The sequence below is a fragment of the Streptomyces sp. NPDC054834 genome (genome assembly GCF_053611185.1).
In genome coordinates, this window is record NZ_JBSGZV010000035.1 from 1 (window position 1) to 20,466 (window position 20,466).

Below are 20,466 nucleotides of genomic sequence, written 5' to 3' on the forward strand. Positions count from 1 at the left end.
GCAAACCCCCCACCCCCCCGCGCACGCGGTTCCCGCCGGGGGGGGCGGCCCCCCGTGGGCCCCCGCCCCCTCCGTCGCCTGTACAACGCCGTCGGCGACTAGACCTCGGTGAGCTTGAAGGTGAACTCGTTGCGGCCGTCTCGCGAGTAGTCCAGATTTTCGGGGACGTTCGAGGCGTCGGCGACGTCGATCGACTTGGTGTCCGAGTTCCAGACGAAGTAGATGGCGCCCACGGCGACGTAGACGCCGGAGTGCTCGTCGCGGACGTAGATGGCGGTGGTGACCGGCGGGCCGTCCTCGGGCATGACGCCGACGAGCCCGTACTCCGGGTCGCCGGAGCGGACGATGGTGTCCCCGACGTCGTAGGAAGCGAGCTTCAGGCTGTACCGCCCGGCTGGGGGGGCCTTTCCGGCGCACCGCCTTCGCACCTCCACCCTCGCCCACGACGCCTGCGGTCAGTGGAACCGGCGACGGGGAAAATGGACACGCCGAGACGTGTACGTAGATGCCGGGACGCGGACAGTAGTGAGATCGCTCGGGTGGGGCGAGTCACCACGCCGACGCTTCCCGGCCACCCGCGGGTACCGGATAGCGCGCCAGCGGTACGCCGGATTTATCTCTAGCGCTGCTAAATTCGCGACCGAGGGAAAATCCCGTATTCCCTGACGGGCGCACGTCGCCAGGGAACTACGGGACATCCCTTACTGTCTGGCAAGGCATCAATGCTCTACCGGTTCTGTAATCGGACCGGCGGCCGGATCAGGAACCCCGGGCATCACCGACCGGTATCGAAGCGACGACGCAAGTGCGCGACGAAGGGACATGCTGTGACGACTGTCCGTGAAGCCACCATCGATCTGCTCAGAAAGCACGGGCTGAACACGTGGTTCGGCAATCCCGGCTCCTCCGAACTGACCCTGATGGAGGAATTTCCCAGGGACTTCCGCTACCTCCTGGGTCTGCAGGAAATGGTGCCGGTTGGCATGGCCGACGGTTTCTCGCAGGTCACCGGACGTCCCGCGCTGGTCATGCTGCACACCGCGCCCGGTCTCGGCAACGGCATGGGTGCCCTGTACAACGCCTACCTGAACAAGACGCCGCTCATCGTCATCGCGGGCAACCAGCGTCGGATCATGCAGAATCAGAAGACGCTCCTGACCAACGAGGACGCCACCATGGTCCCGCGTCCGTTCGTGAAATGGGCGGCCGAGCCGGCCATCGCGAGCGAGGTACCCGCGGTCCTCGCCCGTGCCATCCACGTCGCGATGTCCCCGCCCACCGGACCGGTCTTCGTCTCGGTGCCGATGGACGACGCGGCCTACGAGCTCAGCGACGCCCAGGTCGCGGAGATCGAGATGATCCGGGACCGCGAGGTCACCTACGCCGGAGGGTTCCGAAAGGACCTGGCGAAGAAGATCGCCGGCCGGCTGTCCGATGCGAAGTCGCCTGCCTTCGTGGTCCACGGCGACCTGGAACACGCCGGAGCCTGGGACCCGGTCGTGAAGCTGGCCGAGCGTACCAAGGCCGCCGTTTGGACGGCACCGCTGCCGGGCCTGTCCGGGTTCCCAGAGAACCACCCCCTCTACCAGGGCCTGCTCCCGCCCGGCGCCGGCTGGATCTCCGAAGAGCTGAAGGGCCACGACCTCGTCGTGGCACTGGGCGGCCCGGTCTTCCGCTACTACCCCTATATCCCCGGCCCGTATCTGCCCGAGGGCACATCCCTCATCCACATCACGAGCGACCCGGACGAGGCCGCCCGCGCACCCGTCGGCGACGCCTACGTGGCGGACATCCGAGCCGCGGTGGAGGCAGTGCTGGACGAGATCTCCGAATCGTCGCGCCCGGCCCCCCACGCCCGGCCCGAGGTACCGCGTCCGGAACGGGCCGAAGCCCCGATGCAGGCCGCGGACCTGTGGACGGCCGTCGGCCACGCCGCCCCGGCGGATGCCCTGTTCGTGACCGAAGCCGGTTCCAACGAAGTCCCGATCACGTCATACGTACGGCCCGGCGCCTCCCTCTCCCACATGTCCGCTGTCGGCGGGGGCCTCGGATTCGGGCTGCCCGCCGCTGTCGGCGCTCAACTCGGCGCCCCGGACCGCCCGGTGATCGCCCTCATGGGCGACGGGTCGATGCACTACGCGATCACGTCCCTGTGGACCGCTGCCCGCCACAAGATCCCGCTGACGATCGTCGTCTCCTCCAACGAGGAATACGCCGTCCTCAAGCAGTTCGCCGAGATCGAGAGCACCGCCGGAGTTCCCGGACTGGACCTGCCCGAGCTGAATATTGTGGCCACAGCCGCGAGTTACGGCATCGACGCTCACGAAGCCACGGACACCGATGAGGTCGCCAAGCTGCTCCGCGCCGGAGTCGAAGACCGGGAACGCCCGACCCTCATCAACGTCCGGACGAACAGGGTCAAGAAGCTCGCCCCACGCCTGACCTGAGCCCACCGGGCCTGGTGGGGATGCCGGTGAACGCGCCCTTCCTCGCCATCGACGATCGAGGCGGCTCAGCGGATCTCGGATTGCGTGACCGCGTCTACCTGGTGACCGGAGGGAACCGCGGACCGGTGCGGTCCGCCACACAGGTGCTGACCGGTGAAGGAACGAAAAGCCGTCATCACCCGGTGCAGCTCATGGCTCATCGCGTCTAGGGTCTGTTGGGGGAGTGCTGGTCAAAGCCATTCGTTGAGGACTGCGACCAGCACGGTCGCCTCGTAGCGCACGGCAAGCTTGTCGTATCTCGTGGCCACGGCCCGGTGGCGTTTGAGGCGATTCATTCGCGGTAGTCGGTCTTGTCGAACCTCGGCGGCCGCCCGCCTCGCGAGCCGAGCTTCTGACGGTTGCGGACCGGGTCCGCCAGGACCGGGATGGTCTCCTTGATCCCGCGTCTGCGCAGCTCGAACTGCGGGGAATCGCCTCGCTGCCTGGCAGTGATCACGACAGACAGCGGCTTCTGGCCTTGCTCACCGGCGAGCGTCGTCGAGCGCGCGGTCGCGTCCGCGCGTACCGGCCGCCGTCCACTGCGCGTCGACGTGATCGCCTCGCACACCGCGCCGTCAGGCCCGATGCGCGGCTTCCACCGCGCGCACCCCGAAATCGACCTGGACGGGCTGATGCTGTTCGAGATCGAGACGGCCGTCGCCGCTATCCGGTCCGGTGCGATCGACGCGTCCTTCCGCGCCGTCGCCATGCCCGGCCGGCTCCTTCCCGAGGACATCGAGTCCGTCCGCGTGCTCGACGAGCCGCTCCAGCTCTTCACCGGCCGTGCCCACGCGCCGGCGGGCGCCCGGTCGGTGACCGTCGCTCAGCTCGCCGGACACCGGATCTGTATGCCCGGCTTCGCCCCCCGGCACCGAGTGGGCCGCCTTCTGGTTCATCATTGGCCCACCCCGGCCACCACGGCGTGGACCGCTCCTGCCGTAACTACCCGCACGCCGGCATTGGGGGTGTGCCCCACCCGCGCCGTGCGCATGGCCACCCACCGGGGCGTCGAACGCGCCCCCCGGCCAGCCACATCGCGTCCATCACGTGCGCTCCCCTCACTGCATAGGCGTCTGGTCGCTGCTGCGACGCGTTGTGGCAGCCGTTCTCGTTGCGCACGACCCCCAGGGGTACGTCGTCAGCGGCACGAAGTACCGCCTCCTCGTGAACGCCATCGAGAAGCCCGGCACCGAGCCGACGTGGCCGCTCTCTGGCGGCCTGGGGACGCTTCGGCTCCCACAGCTTCTGATGACATGAGGAGAGGCCAGGCCTCCGGGACCGCGGCGGGCTCTACTATGCCGATGGAGCGGACGGTGGCGGGTCGATCGGCGAGGCCAGGCCAGGCCAGGCCCTTCGCCGCGATGAGGCGATCCCGGCGTGGGTGGGCGTCGTCGAGTTACTCGCGGACATGAGCGTTCACTGTGGGATGCGCGTCACCGCTGTCCGCGCCCATGCCCGCGAGCAACCGCAGCCCGTCCTCGGCGGGGCTGCCGGGGGCCGCGGACAGCACCAGCAGCTCCATGCTTGATTCGTCCGGTAGCGCGAAGTTCTCCTGGTGCAGTTCCAGCAGTCCGACCAGCGGGTGCCGGTACGCCTTGCGTCCATGTGTCCGGGCACGCACGTCCGCGCGGGCCCAGAGGCGGCGGAAGCGCTCGCTGCCCATCGCCAACTCGCCGATGAGCGAGGTCAGTCGGGGGTCCTCGGGGTATTTGCCGGCGGCCAGGCGCAGGTGCCCGACCACGTCGAGGGTGCATTTCTCCCAGTCCGCGTAAAGACCGCGCTCGGCCTCCTCGAGGAAGATGTGCCGGGCGGTGTTCAGGCCCGGCATCGCCCGGCCGTAGAGGAGCCCGGCGAGGCGGTTCCCGGCGAGCACGTCCAGGCGGTGGTCCATGATCAGCGCGGGTGCGTCGGCGACCAGGTCGAGGACGCGCAGCAGCTCCGGCCGGACCCGCCCGCCCGGCGCCTTCGCGCGGCGGCGGCGCTGCCGGGCGAGCCGGTAGAGGTGGCCGCGTTCGGTCTCGTCGAGGCCGAGGACCCGGGCGAGCGCGTCGAGAACCTGCTCGGAGGGCTGGGTCGCGCGGCCCTGCTCCAGGCGTACGTAGTAGTCGACGCTGACTCCGGACAGGTGCGCGACCTCTTCGCGGCGCAGTCCTTCGACCCGGCGGCGGCTGTCGGTGGGGATGCCGGCGACGGCCGGGTCGACCCGGGAACGCCGGGTCCGCAGAAAGCCCGCGAGATCGTCCATGTCCCCAGTATGGCCTCAACGGTGCCCGTGAAGGTGGTCCTGCCATTACCAGGAAGTCCCGTCCGATGGAAGAGGAGCCCCTGAACGCCGCGCGCCGCGGGGCCCAGGATCGAAGGCACCCGATCCGAAGGAGTTCCCGTGAAGACGCTGATCGTCTACGCCCACCCGGAGCCGAAGTCGCTCAACAGCTCGCTGAAGGACCTCGCGGTGTCCACATTGGAGACCGCCGGGCACGAGGTACGGGTGAGCGATCTGTACGCGATGAACTGGAAGGCGGTCGTGGACGCCGCGGACTACGGCACCAACGCCTCACGTCCGCTGAAGGTCGCCCTGGACTCGGGCCGGGCCTTCGACGCCGGGACGCTCACCCCGGACGTCGTCGCCGAGCAGGAGAAGCTGCTGTGGGCCGACACGGTCATCTTCCAGTTCCCGCTGTGGTGGTACACGATGCCCGCGATCCTCAAAGGCTGGGTGGACCGGGTGTTCACCTACCACTTCGCATACGGCGTCGGCGAGCACAGCGACACCAGGTACGGCGAGCGCTTCGGCGAAGGAACCCTCGCGGGCAGGAAGGCTCTGCTGTCGGTCACCGCCGGCGGCCCGGAATCGCATTACGCCGCTCGCGGGATCAACGGCCCCATCGACGATCTGCTGTTCCCGATCCACCACGGCATCCTCTACTACCCGGGCATCGAGGTGCTGCCGCCGTTCGTGCTGTACGGCGCCGACCGGATGACCGGTGAGGACTACCCGGACGTCGCCAAGGCGTGGGAGCAGCGCCTGCTCACCCTGGAGTCGACCGAGCCGATCGCGTTCCGGCGGCAGAACTTCGGCGACTACGAGATCCCCTCGCTGCACCTGAAGGAGGGACTGGAGCCTGCGGGCCGCACGGGTTTCGGGCTGCACGTGCGCGGCTGACCGCCGACGATGGACAGGACGAGTTGGGGCGCGGACCCGAGGACCAGCCCGAGGGCCGTGGCGGCGGTGCGGGTGAGCACCACCGGGCAGGGTGTAAGGGCGGTCTCTCGGGCGCGGGGCCTGCCGTCACGGAAGAGGACGCAACTCCGCGCCAAGGTGGGGACCATTCCCGCGTATGACTACTGGGGTGTGCCGCCTTCCGGCCTCTGGTGCCCGTCCCGTCACCTGGCCCTCGACCGTGTCCTGCGCGCGGCCATCTCGACGACCGCCTGCCCTACCTGAACCTGGATGCCCCCGCCGTGTCCACCAGCAAGGCGCGGAGCTGCTGCGGCCAGGTAGCGCCCTCGTCAACGGCGACCACCTCCCGCAGGACGACGCCATGCTCGCCGAGGACCTCGAACTGGCCGACCTCCTCGCCGAACGCAATTCAGCAGTCGGCGACCGGGGCTGACAGCCCCGACCGCCTCTCCTGGCTGCCCATCTGCGGCTGCTGCGGGCAGGCAGGACGCTGGCAGGCCGGCGCCGTCTTGCGGTGCGGCCACCGCTGTTGTGCTGTCGTCGCGATGCGCTGGCCCTCCCAGTGGCTCAGCAGTCGCGGAACTCCGGCGACTGGTTGAGGATCTGCGCGCGCAGGGACGTGAAGCGCGTGTGGGTCTCGCCGCCGCGTGCCTCGGGGTGGAAGGCGGCGACACGGTGGCAGTTCTGGAAGGCGAGGGCGATGCCGAAGTGGTGTTCCAGGCTGGAGCGGATCGCGTCGCTGGACAGGGCGCGCAGCAGCTGGCCGCGCTCCTTCTCGGAGGGCGGCGGGGTCTGGTTGTCGGCGAACTCTGCCATGCCGGAGCGCAGTTCGGTGGCCAGGCGGGCGATGAGGTCGTAGGCGTACGGCAGGGACGTACGCACCGTTTCCACGAAGTCCTGCTCCCGCACCTCACCCTTCTCGGCTTCGGCGAGCAGCTGCGGGGAGACATCGAGTGACATGATGGTCTGTCCTTTTCTGTTTCAGTGGTTCTGCGCACCGCAGAGCCGCCTGGAGAGCCCGCCGAACAGAGCGGGTAGAAAGGGGCGTTGTAGCCGTGGCAGCCCCTCACCGCCTCCTTCCTCCAGGAGGGTGCGGACACTGCCCGCCGCGTCTCCGGCGAGCAACTGGACCTGGACGAGCTGCCCGATGGCCACGCTGCTCCGCCAGCCTCGTCCGCGCGGCCGTGAGCCGCACGCCGTCGCGGGCGAGGGCGAGGGTGACCAGTTCGGCCGACGCCCGACGCGGCCGGATCCACACCAGCGCGGCAGCCCGCGTGGCCAGGGCCAGCCCCACGCCGTCGTCGACGTCGAGAGCCCGGGCCGGCAACTCGGCCTCGCGCGCCGTGCAGGACTGACGAACCCTGGACCGCCGGCTTCGAGAGCACAATGCCTGCTTGCCGACACCGTCGAACAACGTCGTGGCCCGCAGCAGCTGGCTCACCCGGCCGACGCGGATCGTCACACGTACCTGGCCGGACTGACCGCTGGCGCCGGCATCGACCACCGCGGCATCCCTGTTCACCGAAAGCCTGTTGGACAGGCTCCTCAGCGCCCTCCACGTCACCACCACCGGAAAACCCCGGACGATGTGGTTTTTTGGGCCCCCAGCGCCGCAACGAGGTCCAGGGGCCGGGTGAGGGGGCCATGTCCTCATCCGCACCGCCCGTCCCGCTCCAGCGGATCCGCGCCGACAGGGCCGTGCGTCGGCAGGGCCTCGCGGACGGCGTCGATGGTGGAGGCGATCAGGCGGGACTGATCCGGGGGCACCAGGTACGGGTGCCCCCGGCCCTCGACGGCCGCGTCCATCGCCTCGACCATCAGCCGGTACGGATCGACAGCCGAGTAGAAGCGGTCCCGCCCGTCGCCGTCAGCGAGAAGACGAACGGGGGTGGCACCGGCGCAGAAGGCCGGGGTCGACAGGCTCAGGGTGCCCGACGTGCCGCTGACGGCGAACTCCTCCGCCATTCTGCCGACGAGGGAACAGTGGATCTCCGCCGTGCCCTGGCCGGGGAATTCCAACAGGAACTCGGAGACGGAGTCCGCGGAGCCGCGCTGCCACAGCTCCTGCTTCGCCCACACCACCCGGGGCGCACGCCATCCGAAGGCCGCGAGGGCGGCGGAGATGGCGTAGTAGCCGACGTCGTACAGAGCACCGCCGCCGAGGCCGGTGTCCCGGCGGTAGTTGCCCACCGCGGGCTCGAGCCCGTCAAAGCGGGCGGTGACGGCCTCGACGGCACCGATGGCACCGCCGGCGAGCATCGTCTCCAGGTCGCGCGTGCGCGGGTGCCAGCGGTTCCAGGCGGCTTCGACGAGGAGCCGGCCAACGTCCCGGGCTGTACTGGTCATGGCGTCGACCTCGGCCGCGGACAGCCCGAGCGGCTTCTCGCACAGGACGTGCTTCCCGGCGCGCAGGGCACGCCGGGTCCACTCGAGGTGGACGCTGTTGTGCAGGGCGATGTAGACGATGTCGACGTTGGGGTCGCGCAGCAGGTCGTCGTACGAAGGGTACGCCCGCTCGGGGCGGAGAGCCTGGGCGCGGGTGTGACCGCTGGAGGCCACCGCGTACAGGACCGCCCCCTCGGCGGCGCGAACGGCAGGGGCAAGGGAGGACCGGGCGATCGAACCGGCGCCGAGGAAACCCCAGTTGGCCATGGTCAGCTCTCCCTGTCCGCTGCCGTCGGCACGCGTTCCGCCATGGATACCGTCCGCGCGGTCGACGGATCCCGTTCCGCCGGGGCTTCTCCCTGCGCCGCCCGATCCCCGTCCGCTGCTGGATCCGGCTCGGCGGCCGCCGCTGGGTCGCTCCCTGCCGCCGCGAGGTCGAGCACGAGCGTGCTCCAGCCGAAGGAGCGCGCACCGTGCCCGGCCGCGTCCTCGGGGCCGTAGCACTCCCGGGTGCCGGACGCGGCGACCAGGGCGCGGGTGCGCCGGGCGAGGTCTGCGGCTTCGCGGCGATAGCCGCGCTTTTGGAGTCCCCAGTACAGGTACCAGTTGAGGTTGACCCAACTCGATCCCCGGAAGATGGCTCTCGTAGTGAAGTCTGGGTCGTACGAGGGCTCGCTGGCGGCGACGCTGGGCACCGGGTAGGGCCGCCAGAACTCCTTCTCGTTCAGGAGGTGTTGCTCGATCACCCGTTCGGCGAGGTGCCGGGGGACAGAGTCGAGGAGGATCGGGAAGAGTGAACTGGCGGTGAGCACCTCGGAGCGGGTGCCGGACACGAGGTCCAGGTCGTGGAAGACGCCGACGTTGTCGTCCCAGCAGTGCTGCACGAGCGCGGCGCCGACGGCCGCGGACTCCCCTGCGAGCCGCGCGGCTGTCTGTTCGGACATCCGGGCGGCCCGGGCCAGCCGGGCCAGGCAGGCCAGACCATCGGCGTAGACGGCGTTGAACAGGACGTCGTTCCAGACGAACCGGCGGCGTCCCCGCAGTGGTGTCTCCGGGGCGCGGCCCGCCGAGGAGTAAGAGGTGATGAGGCTGCGCATGGCGGTGTGCCAGGCGTCGTGGACAGCGTTGTCGGGGAGGCCGTCGATGCCAAGTGCGGTGTCGTACTTGGGGCTGCAGTCGAGGCCCGACTCGTCCGGCTGGTAGATCTCCAGCAAACCGGTGGACTGGCTGGTGCGGTGCCTCCTCAGCCAGGTGAAGAACCGCAGCACAGGGGGCAGTACCCGGCTCAGCCACAGCTCGTCGCCGGTTGTCTGGTACACGCGTTCGACGGCTCGGGCGACGACGGGCGGGGCGACGGTGACGGAGCGCCAGCCCTGCCAGAGGTCGATCCGAAAGTCGGCGGTGGCCGTGGCGCGCAGGTCGTCCTGCCACAGGACCATGTGCGGCAGGAATCCCGTGGGCGTGCCGGCGCTCAGCAGGCAGCGGATCTCGTCGCGGGCACGGTGGGTGTCCACATGGGTGAGTGCAATGGCGTGGTAGCTGCTGTCCCAGGCCCACTGGAACGGGTAGGTGTCCGGGGAGGGGCAGGTGTAGTCGTAGGGACGCTGGGCGGCTCTTGAGTAACCGGTGCGGTGGTTCCTGCGTAAAGTTGCGCGGGCGATGTCCGTGCTGATGCCGGTGAACATCGTTACCTGGTTCCTTGGGGTTCGGGCGACACCGTGCGGTGTCCGAGGGCGAGGAGCAACGCGGCAAGCGGGATGAGCAGCCCTGCCGCGCCGAAGGCGGTCCGCACGCCGAGCAAGTCGGACAGCGAGCCGAGCAGCAGGGGTGCGAGCATGATGGCCGCACCGACGAGGAGTTGCACACGGGCGGTGGCCCGGTCGGTTTGTCCCGGTGCGCCACTGACCGCGAGGGAGAGGGTGAGCGGGAAGAGGTTGGCCATGCCGAGGCCGCTGAGGAACAGTCCCGCGAGGGCCAGCCAGGTGACACTGCTTTTCCACAGCACGAGGAATCCCACAGCGGTGACGGTCAGGGCGGCGGCCACCAGCCGTGGTGTCGCACGCTGCGGGGTGCCGGTGCCGGTGACGCTGCTTCCGGCCAGGCGGCCGAGCAGCTCGCCGGCGTAGAACGCGCTCATGGCCGTGGCGGCCTGACCGGTGGTCAGGCCGACGACGGTGGTGAGCTGTGGTGATCCATAGAAGACGAGGCAGAACTCCGCGCCGACGACGACGCCGCACAGCGCGGCGAGGATCCAGAACGTGGCGGAGAACCGGGGAGCCGCGTTCGGGTCCCCGGAGCCGGGTGCCGGACCGTCGGTGCCGGGCCGTAGCGGTTCGCGGCGGAAGACGGCATACATCACGCCTGCCGCGGCGAGTGGCAGGACCAAGCTCCAGTTCCAGGCGCCGCCCGCGGCCTTGAGGCTGCCGACGACGAGGGGCGCGGCGAGCGCGGTCGCGCTCGCGCCCGCGTTGGCCTCGACCAGGGCACGGTCCCGGAGGGGACCGTGGTGCTCGGAGAGCACCACGAGCACGGTGGTCTGGAGCAGGGAGCCGCCGATGCCTCCCATGGCAACGGCCGGGAGCGTGACGGCGACGGAGGCTCCGGTGGCCAGCAGCAGCCCGCCGGCGACGAGGCCGGCGGCCGACGCCCAGAAGAGCGTGCGGTAGCCGAGGCGCCGGCGGACCCGCTCGAAGAGGAGGTTGGTGAGCACCGCGCCCGCCGCGAAGGCCGTGGAGTGGAGGCTCATCATCGCGTAGCCGAAGTGCAGATCCTGCCGCAGAAGCGGCAGCAGCGGACCGAGGGCGTACAGCACATAGGCGTAAGTGGCGAGTCCTCCGTAGGCCATGCCGGTCAGCCGGTCCCGGACGAAGGCGGACTGCCGTACGGTGTCTCGGCTCAGGCCTGCCGCAGTCACCGGACGGTACCCGCCGGCTCCGCGAGGTCGGCGGTGTCCGTGGCGCGGGCCTCACGCTCCATGTACTCCAGCAGCACCTCGGGGGCGAGCATGGAAGTCTTCATCGAGGCGCCGTCGCCGTAGCTGGTGAACGCCTGGCGGACCCCGTTCTCGTCATCGAGGGCGACACGGGAGGTGACGAGGGGACGAGGGTCCACCAGTCCGGTCTCGACGAGGCGCAGGGCGATGCCCGTGATGTTCGCCGACCGGGCCATCGGGAAGGCTCTGACGTCGAAGGGCGTCGACAGCAGCCTCAGGCCCTTGGCCAGGATCACCCAGGTGTTGATGCGCTGGGGGACTGCGGTGGCGCCGTAGATGACGTACGCGCCTCCCGGCCGCAGCAGGCCCATGGCCTGTTCGCGGATGTCCTTGCCGGTTCCCGGGGCGGGAGCGCCGATGTGGGGCAGGGCGTCGAAGACGTAGTCGGCGAACTGGTCGTGGTGGTCGCGGACCAGGGCGTCCAGTTCGGAGCCCTGGGTCTCGGTGTTGAAGGCGAGCGAAGCGCCGTGGCGCAGGGCGGTGGCCAGCCGGGCATCGTTGCGGTCCAAGGCGATGATGGTGCCGGCGCCGAGGTAGCGGTCGAGGACCTGAACGGCCAGCAGCGCGCTGGGGCCGCAGCCCAGGACGACGCAGGTGTCGCCGGGCCGTGGCGGATTGAGCAGCAGGGAGCGCAGGACCGAGGTAAGGGGCTCGATCACCGAGGCGAGGTCCGAGGGGACGGCCTGCGGTAGCACGACCGCGGCGGCCTGGTCGGCGTCGTAGAAGTTCCTCTCGGTGTACCAGGAGGTCTCCAGGCCTAACCCCCCGGGAAAGAGCGGTCGTAACGCCCGGTATTCCGCCATGCCGCCGAAGTCGGTCTGTCCCCAGTAGGTGACCCGGTCGCCGATGCTCACGGAGTCACGGAGATTGCGGCCCACCTCGGCGACCCGGCCGACGTATTCGTGTCCCGGGATGATGGGCCAGGTCTCGGGGAAGAGGTGACCCCGGAAATAGGAAACGTCGGTGGAGCATATGGAGACCGCTTCGGTGCGAAGCAGGATCTCATCGGGGCCGCATTCCGGGTCGGGGACGATGGCGCGCTCCAGCTCTCCGGGGGCGTTCATGAGGTAGGCGTACACAGCACTCCTTCAGGTATTCACATGACACTGGCAGCGAGCAGGCCCCATTGCCGTCGCTGTGCTTCTCTGCCTATTCCGTGCTCCCATAGGGCGGATACCTGCCGAAATACCGCGCGAACCTGCCGCGTCCACCACGCCCACCGTGTGGACGCCCCTCAGGAACCGCGAGAATTCCGGGGCGGTGAATCCGGTGAGTCGACCTCGAAGGCGACGTCGAGCGCGTACCGGTCGCCGACGTATCGAGACTCGGCCCATTCCAGCGGCCGGCCGTCCTGGTCGAGGATCAACCGCGTCTCGACGAGCAGGGCGGCGCCCGGCGCGATGTCCAGGTGTCCGGCCTCGGTCTCGTCGGCGACGTCCGCCCTGACGGAGGAGTGGCCGCGGGTGGGGACCCGGCCCAGGGAGACGAGCGCCTCATGCATGGAGGCAACGGTGAAATCAACGCGCACCAGGTCGGACAGTTCACCCGGAAAGACGGCGCGCTCCAGTGCGGTGGGGACGTCGTCGGCCGACCGCACACGGTTGATTTCCACTACATGCGCCGGCTTCTTCAGAAGAAGCCGGTTGATTTCCTCGTCCGCGGCCACGCGAATGGTAGCGGAAATCAACCGGGACGACGCTTTCCGGCCCTTTCGGCGCATTTCCTCACTGAAGCGCACCAGACTCTCCGCGTTGCGGTGAGTCGGCGGTTCGGCCACGAATGTCCCGCGCCCGGAAACCCGGTACACCAGACCTTCGCCGACCAGTTTCTGCATGGCTGCTCGCGCAGTCATGCGACTTACCCCGAATTCGGCACACAGTTCTGTCTCCGACGGAAGCGGATCGTGAGGTTGTTGTTCGGCGATTCGCCTTCGAAGCGCCTGCTCGATTTGGTAGTACCTGGGCGCGAAATCCGCTCCCACTGGGGCCTCCAGGAAGAGAATATGCCAGCTAGCCGTATAGTCAACTGGCCTTGAGGGGGGAAAATCGGCTATATGCGGCGGAAGGGGGGCAAAGCTGCGACGCTACCCGCGTGACCCGCGTCACGGATCGTGACCCGGCCCTCGCTCACCGACATCCGAGGCGCGCGAACAGGCCGCAAAGACGAACGAAGGGCGGCGGGCAACCGGGATAGCCTTATAGACGTATAGACAGCTCCTTGCTACGGTGGATCACGCACGGTCCCCGCCAGGGGTTCGCGCACCCGGACTGCCATGGCCCTACCTCCACCGGCCGGTCGGGATGGTTTCACGCCAAGAGGACGATCAAATTTGCCACACTCACCATAGGGACGGGCTCATGGATCCCACCAGCATGGATGTGCAGGACGTCGCCAAGATGATCGACCACTCGTTGCTGCGCCCGGAGCTGACCGTCAATGACGTGCTCACAGGCTGTGCGCTCGCCGCTCAGTACGGCGTGGCTTCGGTGTGCGTGAAGCCGTCCGACGTGTCCCGAGCGGTGAAGGAACTTGCAGGCACCGGCGTCCTGGTGGGCACCGTCGTCGGCTTCCCACATGGTGCCTCCACCACCTCGACCAAGGTCGCCGAGGCGGCCGAGGCCCTGGCGAACGGCGCGGCCGAGCTCGACATGGTCCTCAACATCGGCCGCCTGCGCGGTCGAGACGACACCGCCGTGGCCGACGACATCCACGGCGTCGTGCGGACTGCCGACAGCAACGCCGTGGTCAAGGTGATCTTCGAGAACGCCTGCCTGACGGACGACGAGAAGATCCGAGCCTGCCGCCTGAGCACACAGGCGGGCGCCGACTACGTGAAGACCTCCACCGGATTCGCGCCCGGCGGAGCCACCCTCGAGGACGTGCGCCTGATGCGGGCTCATGTAGCGGCCCACGTGAAGGTGAAAGCGGCGGGCGGTGTGCGCACGCTCGACCGACTGCTGGAAATGGTCGAGGCGGGAGCCGAGCGGTTCGGGGCCACCGCCACGGCCACCATCCTCGATGACCTTGCGGCACGCCGTTCCGCGACCTGACCGGTCCGAGGTGGAGTGGCTTGACGGCCCGCCGTTCCTCGCTCGAACTCCCGTGGCCGCCGGGCTGAATACCTGACGCTTCGGTCCGGCGGTCACGGGCTCCGCCGCCTCCCCCGGATTCGCTGTTCCTCCCCGCGGCCGGCACCCGGGAGGAGGCGGTGTCTCCCGACATCGGGGCCGTTCCTGGCGAAAGGCGCTGGCAACCGGCGTCTGCGTACGAGGAGTTGGATGATCTGTACAGCGCCATCAGAGCTGCTCGTACTGGAGCAGTGAGGGGGCGCGTGGCCGTCGGCCAGGTGTCCGGGGGGAACGCCGTGGTCGCGGCCCGGGCCGTCATCTTCACTGGCGGCGCAGGACCTTCGACCCGTGCCAGCGGCAGATCGTGAGAGCGAAGTGGAGGTCGAAGGCGTTGGCGTCGAGGTCGAGGTGGTAGTGGTCGACGGCGCGCTGCACGCGGTAGTGGACGGTGTTGCGGTGCACCATCAGCTGGTCCGCGGTGGCGGCGTAGCTGCGATTGGCGGCGAGGAAGACACGGAGGGTCTCGCGGAGGAGTTCGCGGCGGCGGTCGTCCACGGCGAGCTCGCCGAGGGTGTCGAAGACGAAGTCGGCCAGTTCGCGGGGCTCGTCGGCCAGGAGAGCGACGGGGGCGACGCGAGTGAAGGCCACCACTTTGGGGGTGCCGGACCCCGCGGAGAGGGCGAGGGCTTTGGCGCGGGCCGCGGCGCGGGTGCTGCGGCGGAAGCCGTCGAGGCCCGGGCGGACTATGCCGAGGGCGACCCGTACCGGTAGCGCGGCGTCGGCGAGTTCGGCGGCGACGGTGTCGGGGTCCACCGGGCAACCAGGCCTGACGGCGAGCCAGATCCGGGCGGCTGCCTCGTCGGTGTGGACCAGCAGGGGGCGGCCCTGTGCATGCAGGACGGTGTGCAGCAGCGAGGCCAGCCGGTCGAAGACGGCGGTGGGGTCGGTGGTCTCCGTGGAGTCGTGGAGCCATCCCTCGACGGCCATGTGGTTGCCGGACAACCGGTGGTCGAGGGCGGCCTCGGCCTGCCGCAGATCGACGCGGGGGTTGTCGAGGAGCTGGTTGACCCAGTACTGGCGCAGCATGCCGCGGGTGCCGACCCAGCGTTCACGCTCCTCCTCGTAGACACGGCCGATCTGGTCGCAGACCCGGTCCACGTAGGCGGAGCTGAGGCTGACCAGGGTGATGACGGTGCCGGCCGGGTCCGGCAGCCCCAGTCGGGCCGCCTCGCCGAGGACCAGGTCCAGGCTCTGTGCATGGCCGAGCCGGTAGGCGCGCAGCAAGGCTGAGAGTGGAACGTCGCGCTGGGCGAGCCTGCGGGCGTAGGAGACGGCTGAGGCCGGCGCGTCCACGGTCTGCGGGTCGATGCGGTTGATGATGACGTGCAGGGCGGTGACGATGTTTTCGGTGATGCTGGCTTCCAGGAGCCCGTGCAGCGGTTCGTCGTGTTCCAGTTGGGCGATCTCCGTCTCGGTGGTGGCGACCAGCCTGGCGATGACGTCGTCCCGGTTGGCCTGTATCACCTGGGCCGCGAGAACGACCGGATCAGGTGCCCCCTCCGGCCGCTGCACGGGACCGCTCACCGGTTCAGGTACCGCAGTGCGGAGCGGGCGGCGTTCGCACCGCACATGCCGTGCACCCCCGCACCGGGTGGCGTGGCCGCCGAGCACAGGTACACGCCGGGGATGCCGGTGCTGTAGGGGTCGAGGGACATCCGGGGGCGCAGGGCGACCTGCCGTGCGGTGTTGGCACCGCCCACGATGTCGCCACCGACGAAGTTCGCGTTGTACCGGTCCAGTTCGCCGGCCGAGCGCGCCGAGAGTCCCACGATCCGCTCCCGGGCTCCCGGCGCGAACCGCTCGATCTGGCGCAGCACCGCCTCGGTGGCGTCACCGGGGTGGCCGTGCGGGACGTGGGCGTACGCCCAGATGGGGTGGATGTCGCCGCGGGAGCGGCCGGGGTCGGCGAGGTACTGCTGGCCGACCAGGACGAACGGGCGCTCGGGCATCCGCCCCGCGGCGGTCTGAGCCTCCGTACGGACGACCTCCTCCAGGGTGCCGCCCAGGTGCACGGTGCCCGCGCGGCGGCATGCCTCATGGGTCCACGGGATGCCGTCCTGGACGGCGAGGTCGACCTTGAATGCCGCCGGTCCGTGCCGCCAGCCGCGGTAGGCCCGGCGGACCCGGCCGGGCAGCCGGTCGCCGCAGATGCGTGCCGCGGCTCCGGGCATGGTGTCGAGCATGACGATCCGCGCGGGGCCCAGTTCGGCCAGGGAGTCCACCCGCACCCCCGTCTCGATGGTCCCGCCGAGCCGGCCCAGCAGTGCGGCCAGAGCGTCGGTGATGGTCCGCGACCCGCCGCGGGCGACCGGCCAGCCGAAGCGGTGGGCGGCGCCGACGAGCATCAGCCCGACCGCGGAACCGGTCGGCCCGGTCAGCGCATACATCAGATGGGCCGCCGCCCCCGCGAACAGCGCCCTGGCCTCCTCGGTGCGCCAGCGCCGGGCCACCGTTGTGGCGGGCTGGAGCGCCCTGAACCCGAACCTGGCCAGCGCCACCGGGTGAGCGGGCAGATGCGGCACCGGGCGCAGCACATCCTCGGTGAGCGCATCGAAGTCGTCGGCCAGCGGGGCGAACAGCCGCTGCCAGGCCGGGCCGTCCGCGCCGAGCCCGCGCACGGTCGCCTCCATGGAGCGGAGCAGCACCCCGGCCCGCCCGCCGTCCAGCGGGTGGGCCAGATCGACCTCGGGCCACGCCCAGTCGACGCCGTAGCGCTCCAGGCCGAGGGTACGCAGGAACGGCGAGCCGACGCCCAGCGGGTGGACCGCGGAACAGTGATCGTGCAGCAGTCCGGGGAGGGTCAATTCGCCGCTCCGGGTGCCGCCGCCGATCTCGTCGGCGGCCTCCAGGACGGTCACCTTCAGCCCCCGCTGGGCCAGGGCGACGGCGGCGGCCAGCCCGTTCGGGCCGGCCCCCACCACGATCGCGTCACTCATGTGCGGCCGCCACCTCGGTCGCCGGTCGCGGGCGCGCGACGGGTTCGACGGGAATCGCGGGCATCTCGTCGTCGAGCCAGGGCTGCCGGGTCACCATCTCCCGTACGTTCACATATCCCTCCTCGATCAAGCCGCTCGCCGCGTCCACGATGCGGTAGTGCTGGCGCTGCCGGTGGGTCGGCTGGGACTCCAGCACGACGACGCGCAGGTCGCCCGGTGCGAAACCGCACCGCTGCTGTACGGCGGCCACCAGCTGCTCGTTGTGCAGATGGCCGTCGCCGAAGTTCCAGCCGAGGACCGCTCCCGCCACGGTCTCGCCGTCCCGCACATCGTAGGACTCCACGTCGTCCACGGCCCGCGGCAGCAGCCCGGCCAGCGCGCGGCCGTGGCTGTGCATCGCCCGCCAGGCCAGCCCTTGGTGCAGCACCAGCTCGGCGGCCTCGGCTCCGTACAGGCGGGTGAGCTGGTCCACGGGCAGACCGGACGCCTTCACGACGTGCTCGCCCAGCCGCTGCTCGGTGCCCTTGCGGAAGCACCACAGGCTGGTGGCCCAGTTGCCGGCGTAGTAGCGCATCGAGGGGAGGAACGACACCAGGTCGGGGCGGACGTGCCCGAGCAGAGGGACCACGGCCAGGCTCAACACCAGCACCACGGCCAGCAGCGGGGAGTGCAGGGTGAAGGCGCCGACCGCCGCGTCGTGGCCGAAGAGGACGAGCGCCGAGTAGATGAAGAAGACGTTCCACTCCAGCGGTACGCCCATCGGGAAGGTCGACATGATGTGCAGATGGAAGACGACCATCACGGCCAGCGCGATCGTGGTGACGGTCCCGCCGTGCGAGAGCATCAGGACCAGCGGCACCACGTACTCGATGACCGTGCCGCCGTGCGCGGCCACGGCGGCGAGAGCGGACGGCCTGAGATCGTCGGGATGGTGGCGGTACAGCCGGCGCTTGAACCAGGCCGGGCGCAGCGGGCTGTTGCTGATCATCACCGCCACCACAAACGGGAAGTGGCGGTTGAGCTTGGAGGAGGCGGCGCCCCACCACAGGGCGAGCATGACCAGTTTCAGCGCGGCGGTCATGTCGCTCACCGGGAAGAGGAAGACCACAAGTGTCAGGCCGTAGTGCTCCGCGCGGGCGGCGAGGAAGACGGTCTTGTCACGCAGCCCGAGCAGCGCGAGCAACGCGGCGAGGACGGCGACGCGCCACGGAGCCAGCACGCCGGACGCGCCCGGCGCGCCGCCCTCGCCCGGTGAGCACAGCAGCCACACCGCCGCCCCCAGCAGCGCCGCGTACAGGGCCACATCGGCCACCGTGCGCCGGGTTCCCGCGGTGAACGGAATCCGGCCGGGCCAGGGGGGCAGCCGTACCGTGCCGGGGCGCAGCCAGTGCAGAAAGGCGCCCACCGGCGGCAGGAAGTGTGAGCTGAGCGGGCCCGAGCCGCAGCCGAGGCCCAACACCTCCCACAGCAGCGTCCAGACGACGAGTTTCTGATAGACGATCGGCTGCGCCCACCAGGAACCGAAGTGCGCGATGCCGCCCGCGCCGGGGGCCGCGGAGACGACCGCGATGCCGCCGAGCGCGTACGCGGTGATCTTCATCAGGTACAGCAGGTACACGATGCCGGGGGTGCCGAAGCCGTGCATGGTCCAGTGCTCGGCCAGCGGCCTGATGCGTTGCTGGTAGGGGCGGCTGCGCCACTGCTGTACGTCGACGTCCGCCGTGTTCGGTGCGAGAAATCCCATGACTGCTCTCCCGTCCCCTGCTCAGCCGGCCACGGTGACGGCGGTGGTCCTGGCCCGCAGCGCGGGCTTGTCCGTCTTGCCGACGGGATTCCTGGGCAGCCGGTCGACGAAGGTGATCTCGGTGGGCACCTTGAACCTGGCCAGCCGGGCCCGGCAGTGGTCGAGCAGTCCGCCCGCGTCGGCCACCGCGCCCGGACGCAGCGCCACGAACGCCACCGGTACTTCGCCGAGCCGCGGGTCGGCGGCGCCCACCACGGCGGCTTCGAGCACATCGGGGTGGTCGCCGAGGACGGTCTCGACCTCCTTGGGGTAGATGTTCTCGCCACCTCGGATGATCATGTCCTTGATGCGGTCGACCAGCACCAGATAGCCGTCCTCGTCGAAGCGGCCGACATCACCCGTGTGCAGCCAGCCGTCGACCACGGCGCGGGCGGTCTCCTCCGGGCGGCCCAGGTAGCCGCGCATCACATTGGGTCCGCGGACGACCACTTCACCGGTCTGGCCCGCCGGGACGATCCGGCCCTGCGGATCCATCACGGCGACCTGCTGGCCGGGCAGCGGCCGTCCGACCGTGCCGGGCCTGCGCGGGCCGTCCAGCGGGTTGGTGGTGGAGGCGCAGGTGCCCTCGGAGAGGCCGTAGCCCTCCAGGATCGGGATGCCGTAGCGGCGCTCGAACCGCTCGATGAGTGCGGGCGGCATCGGGGCCGCCCCGCAGGCGGCGAACCGCACCGACGAGGTGTCCGGCCGTACGTGGTCCGGCAGTTCGGCGAGCATCGAGTAGATCGCCGGGACCGCGGAGAAGCAGGTCGGGCGCGCGGCTTCGACCAGGTCGAAGAAGGTCTCGGCCCGGAACCGCCCGGCCACCGTGACCCGCCCGCCGGCCAGCAGCGGGGAAAGCACACCGACCACGATCCCGTTGACGTGGAAGAGCGGCAGGATCAGCAGGCTGTGGTCGGCCTCGGAGAGCCGGGCGGCCTCGATCATCATGCCCGCCATGGCGGCGAGGTTGGCGTGGTCGAGCATGACGCCCTTGGGGCGCCCGGTGCTGCCGCTGGTGTAGATCAGCAGGGCGAGCGCGTCCGCATCCGTCTGCGGTGCGGCCGTGTCCTCGGCCGCGGCGCCCAGTTCGGCCACCGTGAGCGTCCCGGCGAGTGGCGACGGCTCGGCGGTGACGACCACCGCGGCACCCGCATCGCCGAGCTGGTACCGCACCTCCTCCTCGGTGAGGGCCGGGTTGACCGGTGTCACCGCCGCGCCGAGTCGCCAGGCGGCGAAGAGCGTGACGACGAAGTCCACCGTGTTGGGCAGCAGCAGTGCCACCACGTCCCCGCGCCCGATCCCCCGTGCCCGCAGGGCCGCCGCGGCCCGGCGGACCCGGCGGGCGAACTCCGCGTTGTCCATGCCTGACGATTCGTCGGCTGTGCAGGGGCCGTGCGCGTCCCGTCGGGCCCGCAGATCTGGCAGTTCCGCGATGTGCATGTCGGCTCCTCGTAGTACGTCGACGGACGTCGGGCGGACGGGGTGCCCGTCCAGGCGCGGGACGGATGTCCGGTACATGAGGAGAGACGGTACGAATCGGTGGTGCTCGCGGCCCATGGGCGCGGACGACGACGC

General features: G+C 70.2%; 15 protein-coding genes and 2 pseudogenes. 4 read left to right on the plus strand and 13 right to left on the minus strand.

From position 1 onward, the window contains the following. Positions 1 to 98: 98 nt before the first annotated feature. A complete protein-coding gene (locus ACWGJM_RS34375; protein ID WP_453415679.1) occupies positions 99 to 434 on the minus strand; it encodes a hypothetical protein in 336 nt (111 codons plus the stop codon). A gap of 393 nt (positions 435 to 827) precedes the next feature. Here ACWGJM_RS34375 and mdlC point away from each other — a divergent pair, with 393 nt between their 5' ends. Then, positions 828 to 2,447, plus strand: coding sequence for a benzoylformate decarboxylase (mdlC, locus tag ACWGJM_RS34380; RefSeq protein ID WP_453415680.1), 1,620 nt, complete (start codon positions 828 to 830; stop codon positions 2,445 to 2,447). 230 nt (positions 2,448 to 2,677) lie between these two features. On the opposite strand, the pseudogene ACWGJM_RS34385 reads toward mdlC, so the two are convergent. Beyond that, positions 2,678 to 2,979 (minus strand): annotated as a pseudogene (locus tag ACWGJM_RS34385) (IS5 family transposase); the annotation flags it as partial. 1 nt (position 2,980) lies between these two features. Between ACWGJM_RS34385 and ACWGJM_RS34390 the strand changes: the two are divergent. After that, positions 2,981 to 3,377, plus strand: a pseudogene (locus tag ACWGJM_RS34390) (LysR substrate-binding domain-containing protein); the annotation flags it as partial. A 505-nt stretch (positions 3,378 to 3,882) separates the two neighbouring features. Here ACWGJM_RS34390 and ACWGJM_RS34395 read toward each other — a convergent pair. Next, complete coding sequence (locus tag ACWGJM_RS34395) at positions 3,883 to 4,731, minus strand: helix-turn-helix transcriptional regulator (protein WP_453415681.1); 849 nt, start codon at positions 4,729 to 4,731, stop codon at positions 3,883 to 3,885. 138 nt (positions 4,732 to 4,869) lie between these two features. Between ACWGJM_RS34395 and ACWGJM_RS34400 the strand changes: the two genes are divergently transcribed. Continuing rightward, positions 4,870 to 5,649 carry an NAD(P)H-dependent oxidoreductase gene (locus ACWGJM_RS34400; RefSeq protein ID WP_453415682.1) on the plus strand — a complete coding sequence of 260 codons (780 nt, stop codon included), beginning with the start codon at positions 4,870 to 4,872 and terminating at the stop codon, positions 5,647 to 5,649. A gap of 585 nt (positions 5,650 to 6,234) precedes the next feature. Here ACWGJM_RS34400 and ACWGJM_RS34405 read toward each other — a convergent pair. The 6 genes from ACWGJM_RS34405 to ACWGJM_RS34430 all read right to left on the minus strand — a co-directional run bounded on the left by ACWGJM_RS34405 (position 6,235) and on the right by ACWGJM_RS34430 (position 13,025). Continuing rightward, positions 6,235 to 6,627 (minus strand): SCO5389 family protein, encoded by a 393-nt coding sequence (locus ACWGJM_RS34405; RefSeq protein WP_453415683.1) that lies wholly within the window; start codon positions 6,625 to 6,627, stop codon positions 6,235 to 6,237. A 690-nt stretch (positions 6,628 to 7,317) separates the two neighbouring features. After that, on the minus strand, positions 7,318 to 8,319 hold the full coding sequence (locus ACWGJM_RS34410; protein ID WP_453415684.1) for a Gfo/Idh/MocA family protein: 1,002 nt from the start codon (positions 8,317 to 8,319) through the stop codon (positions 7,318 to 7,320). Positions 8,320 to 8,321: 2 nt separating this feature from the next. Continuing rightward, a complete protein-coding gene (locus ACWGJM_RS34415) occupies positions 8,322 to 9,737 on the minus strand; it encodes an MGH1-like glycoside hydrolase domain-containing protein (protein WP_453415685.1) in 1,416 nt (471 codons plus the stop codon). Between the two features lie 2 nt (positions 9,738 to 9,739). Further along, a complete protein-coding gene (locus ACWGJM_RS34420) occupies positions 9,740 to 10,966 on the minus strand; it encodes an MFS transporter (RefSeq protein WP_453415686.1) in 1,227 nt (408 codons plus the stop codon). Further along, on the minus strand, positions 10,963 to 12,123 hold the full coding sequence (locus tag ACWGJM_RS34425; protein ID WP_453415687.1) for a zinc-dependent alcohol dehydrogenase: 1,161 nt from the start codon (positions 12,121 to 12,123) through the stop codon (positions 10,963 to 10,965). Before ACWGJM_RS34425 ends, ACWGJM_RS34420 begins: the two co-directional genes overlap by 4 nt. Before the next feature lie 155 nt (positions 12,124 to 12,278). Then, the gene (locus ACWGJM_RS34430) at positions 12,279 to 13,025 is read right to left on the minus strand and encodes a GntR family transcriptional regulator (RefSeq protein ID WP_453415688.1); all 747 of its coding nucleotides are present in this window, start codon (positions 13,023 to 13,025) and stop codon (positions 12,279 to 12,281) included. Positions 13,026 to 13,401: 376 nt separating this feature from the next. On the opposite strand from ACWGJM_RS34430, the gene deoC reads away from it, so the two are divergent. Then, entirely contained in the window at positions 13,402 to 14,094 is a 693-nt protein-coding gene (deoC, locus tag ACWGJM_RS34435) for a deoxyribose-phosphate aldolase (protein WP_453415689.1), read from the plus strand. A 339-nt stretch (positions 14,095 to 14,433) separates the two neighbouring features. Here the strand turns inward: deoC and ACWGJM_RS34440 are convergent, their stop codons facing one another. From ACWGJM_RS34440 to ACWGJM_RS34455, 4 genes are read right to left on the minus strand one after another with little or no spacing between them, the layout of a single operon-like run. Next, positions 14,434 to 15,696, minus strand: a complete 1,263-nt coding sequence (locus ACWGJM_RS34440) for a PucR family transcriptional regulator (protein ID WP_453415690.1) — start codon at positions 15,694 to 15,696, stop codon at positions 14,434 to 14,436. Then, the gene (locus tag ACWGJM_RS34445) at positions 15,693 to 17,108 is read right to left on the minus strand and encodes a phytoene desaturase family protein (protein ID WP_453415691.1); all 1,416 of its coding nucleotides are present in this window, start codon (positions 17,106 to 17,108) and stop codon (positions 15,693 to 15,695) included. The genes ACWGJM_RS34440 and ACWGJM_RS34445 overlap by 4 nt, the downstream gene beginning before the upstream one ends. Beyond that, positions 17,101 to 18,852, minus strand: a complete 1,752-nt coding sequence (locus ACWGJM_RS34450) for a DUF3556 domain-containing protein (protein ID WP_453415692.1) — start codon at positions 18,850 to 18,852, stop codon at positions 17,101 to 17,103. Before ACWGJM_RS34450 ends, ACWGJM_RS34445 begins: the two co-directional genes overlap by 8 nt. Positions 18,853 to 18,873: 21 nt before the next feature. Further along, positions 18,874 to 20,409 carry a class I adenylate-forming enzyme family protein gene (locus tag ACWGJM_RS34455; RefSeq protein ID WP_453415693.1) on the minus strand — a complete coding sequence of 512 codons (1,536 nt, stop codon included), beginning with the start codon at positions 20,407 to 20,409 and terminating at the stop codon, positions 18,874 to 18,876. Positions 20,410 to 20,466 lie beyond the last annotated feature (57 nt).

What these genes read in the sequence shown, in the direction of transcription:
- ACWGJM_RS34395 (WP_453415681.1), bottom strand. Translation starts at nt 4,731, where the DNA reads ATGGACGATCTCGCGGGCTTTCTGCGGACCCGGCGTTCCCGGGTCGAC.
- ACWGJM_RS34405 (WP_453415683.1), bottom strand. Translation starts at nt 6,627, where the DNA reads ATGTCACTCGATGTCTCCCCGCAGCTGCTCGCCGAAGCCGAGAAGGGT.
- ACWGJM_RS34410 (WP_453415684.1), bottom strand. Translation starts at nt 8,319, where the DNA reads ATGGCCAACTGGGGTTTCCTCGGCGCCGGTTCGATCGCCCGGTCCTCC.
- ACWGJM_RS34415 (WP_453415685.1), bottom strand. Translation starts at nt 9,737, where the DNA reads ATGTTCACCGGCATCAGCACGGACATCGCCCGCGCAACTTTACGCAGG.
- deoC (WP_453415689.1), top strand. Translation starts at nt 13,402, where the DNA reads ATGGATCCCACCAGCATGGATGTGCAGGACGTCGCCAAGATGATCGAC.
- ACWGJM_RS34445 (WP_453415691.1), bottom strand. Translation starts at nt 17,108, where the DNA reads ATGAGTGACGCGATCGTGGTGGGGGCCGGCCCGAACGGGCTGGCCGCC.
- ACWGJM_RS34450 (WP_453415692.1), bottom strand. Translation starts at nt 18,852, where the DNA reads ATGGGATTTCTCGCACCGAACACGGCGGACGTCGACGTACAGCAGTGG.
- ACWGJM_RS34455 (WP_453415693.1), bottom strand. Translation starts at nt 20,409, where the DNA reads ATGTACCGGACATCCGTCCCGCGCCTGGACGGGCACCCCGTCCGCCCG.